We start from the raw sequence: 13274 nt of genomic DNA on the forward strand, positions 1-13274 counted from the left end.
GGATACTTGAGAACTGGTATATTATTACCTGTAGAAAAATTACTGGAGGACATTATACATGGCTACTAAAATTCGCATGAAGCGTATGGGATCAAAGAAGCGCCCATTCTATCGTATTGTTGTTGCTGACTCACGTGCACCACGTGATGGTCGCTTTATTGAAACAGTTGGAACTTACAACCCATTGGTTGAAGAAGATGCTGTTCACTTGGAAGAAGAGACTATCATGGAATGGTTGAACAAGGGTGCTCAACCATCAGATACTGTTAAGAACATGTTGTCAGATGCTGGCATCATGCAAAAGTATCACGAAGCTAAGTACTCAAAGTAATTAGTTTGTGATAAAGGAGTGACCACTTGTGGTCGCTCCTTTTTTTTTTTAATTTAGAAAATAAAGCATGGTATACTTAGAACACGCTATAACAGTTGAAAAGAGGTTGATATGAGCTTATTTAAAGTCGGAAAAATTGTGAATACCCATGGCATTCGAGGTGAAGTCCGCGTAATTCCCATTACAGACTTTCCTGAAGAACGTTTCCAGGTTGGTGAACAACTTGTTGTTGATGGTAAGACGCCAACGACAGTGACGATTAAAACGGTTCGTCCACACAAGCAATTCATTCTATTGTCATTTGAAGATATGCAAGATATTAATTTAGTTGAACAATTTAAAGGTCATGATTTGTTAGTTGATGAAACTGAAGTTGCTGAACTAGATTCAGAAGATGAATATTACTATCACGATATTGTTGGTCTTGAGGTTATTGATCAAGCGACACAAGCCTCACTGGGTAAAGTCAGCGAAATTATGGAACTACCTGCAAATGACGTGTGGGTTGTTAAAAAGAAGGGTGCCGATGACTTACTTTTGCCAAACATTAAACAGGTCGTATTAGCGGTTGATTTAGATGCTGGTAAAGTCTTTGTGAACCAACTTGAGGAAATTTAAAATGCGGATTGATGTACTAAGTTTATTCCCAAATATGTTTGCGCCGATGCGTGAATCAATTATCGGTAAAACCATCGATAAAGGACTCGTTGACTTTAATGTCGTTGATTTCCGTGATTATACGACCAACAAACATAATAAAGTTGATGATGAGATTTATGGTGGTGGGCAAGGTATGCTATTGATGCCACAACCCATTTTCGACGCGATGGATGCCGTTGAAGCGCAAGCGGGTAATCGGGGGCGTGTGATTCTAATGGATCCAGCTGGCGAAACGTTCACGCAAGCTAAAGCCGAAGAACTCGCCAAAGAAGACCATTTGACGTTCATTGCCGGTCACTATGAAGGTTATGATGAACGCATTCGTGAATTGGTTACTGATGAAATTTCAATTGGAGACTTTGTGTTGACTGGTGGAGAATTGGGTGCAATGACGGTCATTGATGCGACGGTTCGTTTACTCGAAGACGCGCTTGGTGATGATATGTCAGCGGTTGATGATTCTTTCTCAACGGGACTTCTTGAATATCCACAGTATACGCGTCCGGCTGATTTCCGCGGTATGCAAGTACCTGCGGTCCTAACATCAGGTAATCATGCCAAAATTGCAGAATGGAAGCAAAAGGAAGCCTTACGTCGGACTTATTTGCGTCGTCCTGATCTTTTGGAGCACTACCAATTTACGCCTGAAACGAAACGCCTATTGCGTGAAGTGAAGCAAGAAGAAGCTGAATCAGCCGAAAAGTAATACGGTAACTTGTCAACTACGATAGAGTATGCTATATTACTTATTGGTGTTTTCACCAAAAAATAAAACCCGATAATCCGCTGGCCGAATGGTGAATGATTGTTGATGAGGAGATTAATTATGCGTCAAAATGCATTGCTAGAAAAGCTTACTGCTGATCAACTACGTACGGACATTCCTGAATTCCGTGCTGGTGATACTGTTCGTGTTTACGCACGAATCGTCGAAGGTTCACGTGAACGTGTACAATTGTTTGAAGGTGTTGTTATCAAGCGTCGTGGCGCTGGTATCCAAGCAACTTACACTGTTCGTAAGATCTCAAGTGGTGTTGGTGTGGAACGTACATTCCCATTGCACTCACCACGTGTTGATAAGATTGAAGTAGTTCGTCATGGTCGCGTTCGTCGTGCCAAGTTGTACTACTTGCGTGCATTGCAAGGTAAGGCTGCTCGTATTCCTGAAGCACGTCGTTAATTATCTTGGCAAGTGCCAATTAAAAAAGACTAACCAGCAATGGTTAGTCTTTTTTTTGTTTAAAAACAAAGGGTCCAACTTGAATTTCAGACAAACAAGTGATAAATTTAATGCAAGAACACAATAAGAAAGAATGAGGGTGAATCATGCCATTTGTACACGTAGAACTTGTTGAGGGGCGCACGCCAGAACAATTGAAGGCAATGATGTCTGATATTACAGACGCTGTTGAAAAAAATACTGGTGCACCACGTGCAGCAATTAAGGTAATTGTTGATGAAATGCGTGCTGACCGTTTCATGGACGGCGGAACACTTCGTTCAGAAAAGTAAATCGACCGTAGTAAAAGGTGGTGTGATAACCATCTTTTTTTATCGACATGACTGAGGAGTTTCACGTATGTCAGAACAATATATTTTATCAATTGATCAAGGGACAACCAGTACACGGGCAATCTTGTTTGATCAATCCGGCCAAGCGGTGGCGAAGGTGCAACGCGAATTGCCCCAAATTTTTCGAGAACCCGGTTGGGTTGAGCATGATGCCAACGTCATTTGGGATGATACCAAGCAGTTATTGAATGCCGTGGTGCTTGAGGCCAATATTGAACCTTATAAGGTTGCGGGAATTGGGATTACGAATCAACGCGAAACAACCGTTATGTGGGACCGTGTGACGGGAGAACCAATTGCCCCGGCGGTTGTTTGGCAATCAAAACAAAGTGATGAAATTGCGGAACAATTAAAGGCTCAGGGTCAGAGTCAATGGATTTATGACAAGACAGGGTTATGGGTAGATGCCTATTTTTCTGCGACAAAAATTATGTGGTTGTTAGACCATGTTCCTGGGGCTCGTGAGAAGGCTGAACGAGGCGATATCTTGTTTGGTACCATTGATACATGGTTATTGTACAAGTTAACGAATGGTGCCGTACATGCCACTGACTACACGAATGCCTCGCGAACGATGTTATTTAATATTCATACATTAAGCTGGGATGAAGAGCTCCTAGAAGCTTTCAATATCCCTAAAGCCATCTTGCCAAGAGTGGAAGATTCAGCCCATGTTTATGGATACACGGCCAATTATGTTTTCTTTGGTCTCCAGATACCAATTTCAGGTATTGCAGGTGATCAGCAAGCAGCGTTAGTCGGACATCGGGCCTTTGATGTCGGTGATGTTAAGAACACCTATGGGACGGGATCATTTATTGTCATGAATACCGGTGACAAAATTGCAACCTCAAAAAATGGCCTTTTATCAACCATTGCCTATAGCTTAAATGGTGAAGTGACATATGCTTTGGAAGGGTCTGTTTTTATTGCGGGGGCCGCTATCCAATGGTTACGGGATGGCCTTGAGTTAATTAAAAGCGCCCGTGAAACTTCTGAGTTAGCGCAATTGTCACGGATTCAACATCCCGCGTTTATTTATGTGGTTCCGGCGTTTACGGGATTAGGGGCCCCTTATTGGGATCAACAAACCCGCGGCGCCATGTTTGGTATTATGCGTTCGACGACCAAAGCGGATATTGTTCGCGCAACCGTAGAATCATTAGCATATCAAACTAATGATGTCATTTTGGCTATGGAGAATGATACTGACTTGAAGATGGATCACTTAGTGACGGATGGTGGAGCCGCGGTCAATGATTATCTCCAACAATTCCAATCCGATTTACTTCAATTGCCGGTGCAACGACCGGAACAATTAGAAACAACGGCGCTTGGCGCAGCTTTCCTAGCTGGATTAGGCGTTGGTTTTTGGCAGGATGTAGATGACTTACCTGTGTTAACTGCTGTAGATATTAAACTGCCAGATGCAAGCAAACGTGATGAGATGGCGCAAACTTATCGACGATGGCAGAAGGCTGTTGCCGCTGCGCAAACTTTTCCATTGCAAGATGATTTCTCTTAATATTAAGTTTTTGTTACAAAAATCATAAAGTTAGTTTAAACTCTGCCTTTAATTTAATAAGCGACCTGACATAGCCTGTGACAGATTATGTTCGGGTCGCTTTTCTTTTTGATAGACACTTTTATAAGCCTGTTACAAATCCAAGGCTGAAAATGTTACTGAAATCACGTTAAGTCTTACTTAATGATGGGGATTAAGGCTTAAAATTCAGTGAAAAATAACGTTTGTTTTGCGGTATGATAGTTCCAGATACATAACAGATTAAGGAGTAGGACAAATGGGACAAAAGACAAATAAATTACTTGTAAGTGGTGTCATTGGAGCGTTTGGTGTGGTTGGGGTTACCCAAGTGCCATCAGTTCAAGCAGCCATGAGTCGCCTAGAACAAAACGAACGTCCAGCAGCGAAGCAAGCTGTATCAAGCGATCCCGTGCATCAAGCTCTGCAAGCTTTGGTTGGGGATGTCAAGCAACCAAGCCAAAAGCAAGCTAAGGCTTCGGATACTAAACAAGTGCAAGCAAGTCGAACAGAGGTCCGTAAGGATAAGTCAGCGCAAGCATCTGATGTTGCAATTAAGCAGCATGCTCAAGACGCAGCAAAGGCGGCCAGTGTCGAGGCGCAAGCCGATTTGGTTCAATCTGAAAATGTGCACACTGAGCAAGTTGCTTCTAATGAAACTATTTCAGCTACGAAAACTGCTGCTTCTGAACAAGCAACTGACGCTTCACAAGCGACAGCTAATGCAGTTTCGGAATCTGCCGTGGATACGGATAGTATTGTTGCAACACCTGAGGCAGAAGCATCTGTCAATGTGACGCCAAACGCAACTGAGCTTGGGTCACAAGCACCAGCTGTTTCGGAGTCAACGAGTGTGGTAACGCCTCAAATTGATCAAGACAGTGCAGCTGTTGCCGAAGCAGCGCCAACCAGTCTAGAAAGTACCATAGATGCGACGCCAGTAATAACACCAGAAGTGACGACTGAGACAGGCGCAGCGATGGCCCAAGCAGCAGTCGAGACACAGGCAGCCGGAAACGTACAAACTTCCGGTCAATTAGTGGCACAAGCATACCAACAAGCGACTGGACAAAACATTCCTGAAAATACAACGCAACAAGAAGCCTATTTTAACCTTCAAGATTTAAATGGTGCACCATTGCAGGATGTTGCTAAACAGGGGGATGTCGTTTTCTGGGGTGATCATGGGACTTCTTATCAAGCCGGCGTTTATGTTGGTCAAGATCAAGTGATTACTGGGACGCAAGCTAATACAGATGCCGCACCTAGTTTTGTCGGTTCAATTGACTAAAATAAAAAAAGTCTCTCAATTGAGAGACTTTTTTTATTGATTTTGCGCATCTAATTCTGCTAAACGATCATCAATTTGTTGCAACACAATTGCCTGATTCTCTGGGTCTTCCAAATTATATTTCTGCAAATCAACCATCATTTTTGGTGAAGCATCATAAGCTTCATACCAATCCTGATATGCTGACCACATTTTATAGTAGTAATCACGTAGTTCAGCATTATCTTCGAATTGTTCATAGTCACGTCCACGCTTTTTAATACGATACAAAATAGTGTCGAAATCAGCGTTGGCAAAGACCATTAAATCTGGACGACTCTTACGCATGGTTTGTAGTTCTGCCATCATATTATCAAGAAGTTGCATGTAGACATCTAATTCAGCGTCGGAAATATTGCCTTCGCGATGATTTTCTTGTGTAAATAATGCATCTTCGTAAATTGAACGATCTAAGACGTTATTATCATCGGCCAATGCGCGTTTAATCATTGCGAAACGCTTATTTAAAAAGTAAATTTGAAGCAAGAAACCATATTGCTTTGGATCTGCATAATAGAGTGGGAGGACCGGGTTGTCTCCAACTGGTTCAAAGAAGGCCTCCGTTCCCAAATGCTTTGCGATTAAATCTGTTAATGTTGTTTTACCAACGCCAATCATTCCAGCTGTGATAATCACCATGATTGTCCTTCTTCCTTTAGGATTTGGTTAGTTGTCGAACTAACTTGCCGATAACTATCTTAGCTAATAAAATCATGGAATGCAATTCTTGACAATTTCTAATGAAAGGAGGATAAAAAAGCGGACCCAGAATCTGGATCCGCTTTTTTAAATTTTATGATTGGTTCGACTTTGCGTGAGTATTGATTTTGTTTTGTTCGGCTAATTCATCACGAATTGCTTGTAGTACAGCTAACTCAGTTTCGTCATCTGCTTCATCATCATCATCATCAGTCTTACCAGTTAACGCACGGGCTTTGTTCATCGCTTTAACCATGATAAAGATAATCAAACCAGTTAATACGAATGTGATGGCAGCTGAGATGAAACTACCAATTTTGATTTGGGCAGGCCCGACCTGCCAGACAATATCGGCAAACGACACAGCACCGGTAAAAATACCAATGATAGGCATGAAAATATCATCAACTAAGGCTTTAAGAAGTACTTGTAAAGCACCTCCCATAATAAAGGCAATGGCCATGTCAATAATGTTACCATCTGTGATAAATTCACGGAACTCTTTAATAAATGATTTCATAATAAACTCCTTCAAAATAAATTTAATGAACCGTTTTATTTTAGCATGGACAAACAGCAAGTCTAGTGGATTTATTAGATTTTAATATTCTGTTAAAAGAAAAAATAGGGTGACTAATCATTATGGTTTTAAGAATGGTTCATGTAAAATAGAAGAGATATTTGAAAAAAGAAAAGAGGGAAGACATGCGTGGATTGATTTTTGCAGGGTTTTGCATGATAACCTTGTTGAGCTTCGTGGGTCTGTCGATGTTGAGTGGCTACTATCACTGGCCTATCTGGGTAGCGGCAATCGTTTTTGTCGTAGCAGTTATCGGCTTTACCTATTTGATGAGTTTATTGGTTTTTAAATTACAACAGACTAAGCACAATAAAAAGGAGGCGCCAAAGGATGAACAATAAGACCCTAAAAACAGTTGATAACTTATTCAAAGGCATTGTTTGGTTAGTTGTGGGGATTATTTTGAATACAGCTATTCAACTTTTTGCGACGGCTGGCAGTCAAGGTTTAGCGTTGTCATTTGGTTTTCCGGCAAAAGGACGTTTAGCAACGGTACTTATGGTGGGCATTACCATAATCTTTATGGCTATGACCGTATCCATCATGTTATGGGCTATCCGCAGAGTTAGTCCGAACGTCGGCTTGCATCCCTTTCAGGTGCAAAAATTAAAGTGGGTTGGGTACGGCTTTGCCTCAATCATTGTGGGGAGCATGGTGATTAATGCCGTTCGCGTGTTGGTGACGGGTCAAGTGTCTGAACCTGAAAATCAGCGCATGTTAGAACAAATGGCCCAGCAAGGGGGCTATGGATTGATTTTCATCTTGGTGCTAGCCGTAATCGTTGCACCGCTTGTTGAAGAATTGATTTTTCGTGGCATAATCCTAAACTATTTTTTTAAAAATGGGTGGTGGTGGACGAATGTGTTCCTTTCGGCAGGCCTATTTGGTTTGTATCACGTTTATACGGGATTCAATTTATTTGATTTTTTACAGTATAGTTTGATGGGACTCATTCTAGCAATTGTGTATAAAAAAACGCGCCAAATTCAATATGCAATGGCCTTGCATTTTGTTAATAATAGCTTTTCAATGCTAGTTTTGGTGTTGACGATGGTCTTACACTAATGTGGTACCGAAAATAATGAAAAGCGTTATACTAGATGTATAGATTCTTGAAATGAGGCTAAATAATGAAACAATATTTACATACAACTTTTGGTAGCCAAAAAGTGCTCCAAGCATTACAAACAGAAAACCCAGAGCGGCATATGTTGTTAACGATTGATGATCGCGATCAGAATAATTTTCAACTACTGGAGGCTACTAACACGGCAACGTCAGTTTTTGCCAATCCAGTTAGTTATGATGTGCTCAGTGCTGTTGGAGAAACTGATGACATTCGTGGGTGGATTCATTTTACTTTCTTAACAATTCCGGAAGAAGAAATGGGTGCTTTTCAAAAGCAATGGAACAATTATCAAACTGATACGATGGTGAATGTTACTGGATTGATTGGCAGTCAATTATTACAACGGATGGATGATAATCGTCAATTTGCGGTTATGTCGACCTGGACTCTCCGCGATTATTATACAATTTGGCAAGCTGATGGTCGTGGACCACTTAAGAAATATGCAGACTTTGAAAATCGTTATAACATGCGGACTAGTAGCTATTCACCGGCGGCCTTCACAAAGCAAAAGCTATAATCAAGCGACTTGGGTATTTTTTTATCATGAGGCTTGGTATAATGTATCGTTATAAACGATGCGAAAGGGGGGTGAGATATTATGGAATTTGAACGTATTAATGAAGATACGATTCGCGTTGATTTAACAAATCATGATTTAGCGGAGCGGGGTGTTTCCATTACAGAACTAATGGGAAACCAAGATGAAATTGAGAGTTTTTTCCGCGGATTATTGGAAGAAGCGGACGAAGATTATGATTTTTTAAATAAGAGTGATGGTGCTGTGTCGTTTCAGGTATTACCAAAGCGCGATGGGCTTGAGGTCTTTATCTCAACTCGTGCACCTGACCAAGCCATGATGGAAGGCATCATGCAGTCAGTGGTTGGCAATCAAGATGAAGATGATGCTCACCCAAATGATGATGTTTCGAGTGATTTACTAAAAAAGTTATTAGGAACGGATGAAGATGAAAGTGGGGATAGCGTCGAAAAGGTTTTTGAACCGAATACAAGTGCTGCACCAAAAAATGCAGCGATTGTGGCTGAAGATGTCCCTAATGTCGCTTTCATGCGCTTTAACGATTTTGAAGATGTCTTAGGATTGGCGCAAATTGTTGGTAGTGGACTCGAAAATACGCGCTTATACGAGGATAAAGGTAAGTACTACCTTTCACTTGAATTTGCGAACGATTTGAAGCTCGCTGATCGACAAAATTTGTTGAGTGTTGCTTTGGAATACGGGAAGGTGAGTCCCCTAGATCAAGCAGTCGTTGCTGAACATGGGCGCACAATCTTAAATGATCATGCAGTAGATCACCTTAACCAATATTTTAATGTTTAAAATAAAAACTCAGATGTGGGTAATCCACATTTGAGTTTTTTTTGTCAAAATGTTGTTACGTTGTGTCTCTGTTATGGGAGGGGAAACAGATGCGAAGACATCGAATTAGGATTGACACGAAGCAACCAGATGAATGCTTCTGGTGCCACAGGGTTGTCTTGCAGCGACGTGGACTGAATGGCAAAATGGTGAACTATCATAAAGCGCAGACAAATAAGCATGCGACGGAATCAGTCGAACATCAGCAAGGTAAACAAATGCTGGCCAACTATTTTAAACAAAAGCACTATCATGTGGAAATTGAACAATATTTGCCGCAGTTAAAGCAACGAGCCGATATGGTGTTGATGTCAAAGCAGGGGCAGTTGACAGTGATTGAGTATCAATGTGCACGGATCTCGTATGCAGCTGTGGTCCGCAGAACACAATGCTATCAGCAAGCTAATCTACACGTTCATTGGATTTTGGGTGGCAATTATTTGAGACAGTTACCGTATGCTTTCTTAAAGCTCTCAAAAAACGGACTATATGCCTATTTTTTTCACGAAGAGAAGGTTGAAAAAATGACTTATGATGCGGAAAATAAATATGTGCGGCGCCATCAAAATATTTGTCCAAGACATTTACGGCGTCAAATTATTCGCGGGCTAAGATACGGTAAGCCGCCATATCGCCAAATCCAAAGTGACCTTTATCAAGCTGGGTTCAATCTAAACGCAATCCCTGACTGCTGCTTACCCACAGTGTACTTAACCCCTGGTCCCAAGATACCGTATTGGTATGTCTTATTGCAGTTGTGGCTTACCTTATCGCGTGGACCACAATCTTTAGAGGTGTTGGAGCATGTTGTCACCCAAATGCCTTGGCATAAAAGTGCTTTTATTACTGATACAGATTGGCGCAGGCGATGTTTAATGGATGTTTTGCAATGGTGGACAGCGCAACAGGTCATCACTTGGCACAAGAACCTGATTTGCTTAAATGAGAAAAGTATAATAAAATGACTTAAACAATTGATTTTTAAGCAATTCAAACGATAGTTTGAGATTTGAACGATTAAAAAAGGAGCGTGTTAAAATGGCCAATACATTACCAACCAGAGATGAGGTTCCAACCAGTCAGACGTGGGATCTTAGTACGATTTATCCAACTGATGCAGCCTGGGAAGCGGCCTTTGCAGATTTAAGTGACCGCTTGGATGGGGCAACCTATTTTGCTGAGCACGTCACTGATTCAGGGGCTGCGCTGTTACAAGCGCTTCAATATGGACTAGGGTTGATGCGTGATTTGGAAACGCTCTACGTTTACGCATCAATGAAAAATGATCAAGATACGACTAATAGTCAGTATCAAGGGATGTTTGACCAAGTACAGGGACTAGCCGCACGTGTTTCAAGCGCGATTGCCTTCTTTGATCCAGCGGTATTGTCATTAACGGATGCACAATGGCACGAATTTAAGGCAACTACGCCAGAATTGGCCGATTACCAACACTATTTTGATGCCATTTTAACGCAGAAGGGACATGTGCTTTCGGCAGATCAAGAATCACTTTTGGCGGCAGCTGGTGACGTTTTTGGTGCCTCAGAAAAGACATTTAGTATCCTGGATAATGCCGACATCAAATTTGGTACTGTGAAAAATGATGCTGGTGAGACGGAACAACTATCAAACGGCGTTTATGCGCGTTTATTGGAATCAACAAATCCATCTGTACGTAAAGAAACTTTCCAAACTTTCTATAAGTCTTATATTGCGTTGGAAAATACTTTTGCATCAACGCTATCAAGCCACATTAAGGGGCATAATTTTATGGCGCAAGCGCATCATTATGACAGCGCACGTCAAGCGTCTTTGGCTGCCAATCAGGTGCCCGAAGTGGTTTACGACACCTTGGTTGAACAAGTTAACCAAGCGTTGCCATTATTGCACCGGTATGTTGCATTGCGGAAGCGCCTACTAGGTTTGCAAGAACTTCATTCCTATGATTTATATACGCCTATTTTAGGTGAGCCGGATTATGCAATTGATTTTGAGTCTGCTAAAGCCGAAGCGTTAGAAGCTTTGGCACCATTAGGGGAAGACTATTTAGATATTGTGAATCAGGCGTTTGACTCACGTTGGATTGATGTTGTTGAAAATCAAGGGAAGCGATCAGGTGCTTACTCTGGTGGGGCGTATGATACAAATCCGTTCATGTTGTTGAATTGGGTCGATAACTTGAATAACTTGTATACATTGGTTCACGAAATGGGTCACAGTGCACACAGTTATCTAACCCGTCATAATCAACCCTATCAATATGGTGACTATCCAATTTTCTTGGCTGAAATTGCGTCAACGACCAATGAAAACCTATTAACAGATTACTTATTAAAGACCATTGATGATAAGGCGTTACGTGCGTATATTTTGAATCAGTATTTGGATGGCTTTAAGGGAACCGTCTTCCGTCAAACACAATTTGCTGAATTTGAGCAATGGATGCATCAACAAGATGCGGCCGGGGTTCCGTTGACGGCTGAAGTCCTAGACCAAGCCTATGCTGATCTAAATCAGCATTACTATGGTGATGCACTGACGCCAGATCCAGAAATTGCCCATGAGTGGGAACGTATCCCACACTTCTATTACAATTTCTATGTATTCCAATATAGTACTGGCTTTGCGGCAGCCACGGCGCTTTCTGATCAGATTATCCAAGAAGGGCAACCAGCGGTTGATCGTTACAAGACTTATCTTAAGGCGGGATCGTCTGCCTACCCAATTGATGTGATGAAGCAAGCTGGTGTTGATATGACAAAACCAGATTATCTTCAAGAAGCCTTTGCAACTTTTGAACAACGTTTGAATGAATTCGAAGAACTTGTGCAAGAGCTAGAACAAAAATAATAAAAAGCCAAACGATTTCAATTGAAGACGTTTGGCTTTTTATTTGAAAGGTGCTTGAGAAACAGGTACAATGAAGGAAATACAAAAACAGAAGCAGTGGAGGTTTTTATGTCATTAGGTGGTTTAGCGTGGCTAATCGTAGCTATCGCCATTTTATTATTACTTGGTTCAATCAGTTTGTTGGTATATCGGATTACACGTCCCTTAAAAAACGTGCTAGTTGATGTTGATATTATTGCGCGTGAAGCTGATGAGTTGCTTGCTAATGCCAATGCATTGATTGATGATGTAAATGGTAAGGTCGGAACTCTAGATCCTGCTGTACAAGCTGTAGCCGATTTGGGTGTCTCAGTGTCTGATTTGAATTCAGCAACCAAGAACCTAACTGGTAAGGCCCGTTCAAAGAATATGGCCAAGGGTGCAACAGCCTTTTCAACTGTGAATGGCTTACGTAAAGGGCGTAAGTCAAGCAAAAAGACAGAAGCTTAAGTGAGGGAAAATACATGGGAAATAAATTCATTAAAACAATCGCTGTTGGTAGTGCCATTGCTGCAAGTGGTTATGCTGTTTACAAGCGACTTGATCAAAAGCAACAAGCCGAAATTCAAAATGAAGTGGGTAAGTTGAGTGATGAAGCTAAGGTGCGCTTGGTTGATGCGCAATACGCAGTCAATGACTTGATCGCCAAGGCTGGTCTTGATGAACAAGCCAATGCGTTGAAGCAAAAAGCTGCTGCTACTTCTGAACAAGTGAAGAAGAGTTCAAACGAGTTGTGGCAAAAGACGCAAAACAAGGTTTCTGATGCACGTGAAGCCGCACAGGCAAAAAAAGATGATGCAGAAGAAACGATTGTGCTAAATTTAGACAATTTGGATGCAATTCAAGCAGATGCGACTGAAAATGAGACGATTTTAAATGAATTGGATCATGCAACCAGCGAAAATGTTGCCGACGACTTAGCAACGATCGAAGCGCAAGTTAAGGCGATTACAGATGACGAAGTCGGTTTGGCTGAATCTGGTAAGCAGGCCTTGTCTGCCGCTAAGAAAACAGGACTAGCCGATTCAGGTAAGTCAGGTTTAGCTGGCAGTGTTTCTAAATAAATAAAATGCGAAGCCCCAAGCAATTGGGGCTTTTTTTGTGCGATTTTTTTCTTAAATATCTAAAATTCAATTGACTTTTTTGTAAAATATTTA

The 13274-nt window shown here is 41.5% G+C and carries 17 protein-coding genes; 15 read left to right on the forward strand and 2 right to left on the reverse strand.

What is annotated here, in order from left to right:
• Nucleotides 1-58 precede the first annotated feature (58 nt).
• The 7 genes from rpsP (at nucleotide 59) to IE337_RS03025 (ending at nucleotide 5397) form a co-directional block, all read left to right on the forward strand.
• Nucleotides 59-331, forward strand: a complete 273-nt coding sequence (gene rpsP, locus IE337_RS02995; protein ID WP_057746211.1) for a 30S ribosomal protein S16 — start codon at nucleotides 59-61, stop codon at nucleotides 329-331.
• A gap of 111 nt (nucleotides 332-442) precedes the next feature.
• On the forward strand, nucleotides 443-949 hold the full coding sequence (gene rimM / locus IE337_RS03000) for a ribosome maturation factor RimM (protein ID WP_057746214.1): 507 nt from the start codon (nucleotides 443-445) through the stop codon (nucleotides 947-949).
• A 1-nt stretch (nucleotide 950) separates the two neighbouring features.
• Complete coding sequence (trmD, locus tag IE337_RS03005) at nucleotides 951-1697, forward strand: tRNA (guanosine(37)-N1)-methyltransferase TrmD (RefSeq protein WP_191136734.1); 747 nt, start codon at nucleotides 951-953, stop codon at nucleotides 1695-1697.
• A 120-nt stretch (nucleotides 1698-1817) separates the two neighbouring features.
• A complete protein-coding gene (rplS, locus tag IE337_RS03010) occupies nucleotides 1818-2171 on the forward strand; it encodes a 50S ribosomal protein L19 (protein ID WP_057746219.1) in 354 nt (117 codons plus the stop codon).
• Between the two features lie 146 nt (nucleotides 2172-2317).
• Nucleotides 2318-2503 (forward strand): 2-hydroxymuconate tautomerase, encoded by a 186-nt coding sequence (locus tag IE337_RS03015; RefSeq protein ID WP_057746224.1) that lies wholly within the window; start codon nucleotides 2318-2320, stop codon nucleotides 2501-2503.
• 67 nt (nucleotides 2504-2570) lie between these two features.
• Nucleotides 2571-4088 carry a glycerol kinase GlpK gene (gene glpK, locus IE337_RS03020; RefSeq protein ID WP_191136735.1) on the forward strand — a complete coding sequence of 506 codons (1518 nt, stop codon included), beginning with the start codon at nucleotides 2571-2573 and terminating at the stop codon, nucleotides 4086-4088.
• Between the two features lie 277 nt (nucleotides 4089-4365).
• Complete coding sequence (locus IE337_RS03025) at nucleotides 4366-5397, forward strand: NlpC/P60 family protein (protein ID WP_191136736.1); 1032 nt, start codon at nucleotides 4366-4368, stop codon at nucleotides 5395-5397.
• Between the two features lie 33 nt (nucleotides 5398-5430).
• Here the strand turns inward: IE337_RS03025 and IE337_RS03030 are convergent, their stop codons facing one another.
• Complete coding sequence (locus IE337_RS03030; RefSeq protein ID WP_057746231.1) at nucleotides 5431-6075, reverse strand: deoxynucleoside kinase; 645 nt, start codon at nucleotides 6073-6075, stop codon at nucleotides 5431-5433.
• Between the two features lie 154 nt (nucleotides 6076-6229).
• A complete protein-coding gene (gene mscL / locus IE337_RS03035; RefSeq protein ID WP_191136737.1) occupies nucleotides 6230-6655 on the reverse strand; it encodes a large conductance mechanosensitive channel protein MscL in 426 nt (141 codons plus the stop codon).
• A 185-nt stretch (nucleotides 6656-6840) separates the two neighbouring features.
• Between mscL and IE337_RS03040 the strand changes: the two genes are divergently transcribed.
• The 8 genes from IE337_RS03040 (at nucleotide 6841) to IE337_RS03075 (ending at nucleotide 13181) form a co-directional block, all read left to right on the forward strand.
• A complete protein-coding gene (locus IE337_RS03040; RefSeq protein WP_057746236.1) occupies nucleotides 6841-7056 on the forward strand; it encodes a hypothetical protein in 216 nt (71 codons plus the stop codon).
• On the forward strand, nucleotides 7046-7780 hold the full coding sequence (locus IE337_RS03045; RefSeq protein WP_191136738.1) for a CPBP family intramembrane glutamic endopeptidase: 735 nt from the start codon (nucleotides 7046-7048) through the stop codon (nucleotides 7778-7780). Before IE337_RS03040 ends, IE337_RS03045 begins: the two co-directional genes overlap by 11 nt.
• 65 nt (nucleotides 7781-7845) lie before the next feature.
• Entirely contained in the window at nucleotides 7846-8364 is a 519-nt protein-coding gene (locus IE337_RS03050; RefSeq protein WP_057746241.1) for an antibiotic biosynthesis monooxygenase, read from the forward strand.
• 81 nt (nucleotides 8365-8445) lie between these two features.
• Nucleotides 8446-9186, forward strand: coding sequence for an adaptor protein MecA (locus IE337_RS03055; protein ID WP_057746244.1), 741 nt, complete (start codon nucleotides 8446-8448; stop codon nucleotides 9184-9186).
• A gap of 89 nt (nucleotides 9187-9275) precedes the next feature.
• Nucleotides 9276-10190 (forward strand): competence protein CoiA family protein, encoded by a 915-nt coding sequence (locus tag IE337_RS03060; protein ID WP_191136739.1) that lies wholly within the window; start codon nucleotides 9276-9278, stop codon nucleotides 10188-10190.
• 73 nt (nucleotides 10191-10263) lie between these two features.
• Nucleotides 10264-12078 carry an oligoendopeptidase F gene (gene pepF, locus IE337_RS03065; protein ID WP_191136740.1) on the forward strand — a complete coding sequence of 605 codons (1815 nt, stop codon included), beginning with the start codon at nucleotides 10264-10266 and terminating at the stop codon, nucleotides 12076-12078.
• Between the two features lie 108 nt (nucleotides 12079-12186).
• The gene (locus IE337_RS03070; protein WP_057746252.1) at nucleotides 12187-12567 is read left to right on the forward strand and encodes a DUF948 domain-containing protein; all 381 of its coding nucleotides are present in this window, start codon (nucleotides 12187-12189) and stop codon (nucleotides 12565-12567) included.
• A 14-nt stretch (nucleotides 12568-12581) separates the two neighbouring features.
• A complete protein-coding gene (locus IE337_RS03075) occupies nucleotides 12582-13181 on the forward strand; it encodes a hypothetical protein (protein ID WP_072152719.1) in 600 nt (199 codons plus the stop codon).
• Nucleotides 13182-13274: the final 93 nt, after the last annotated feature.

The organism is Weissella viridescens (genome assembly GCF_014789145.1).
Classification (GTDB): Bacteria; Bacillota; Bacilli; order Lactobacillales; family Lactobacillaceae; genus Weissella; species Weissella viridescens.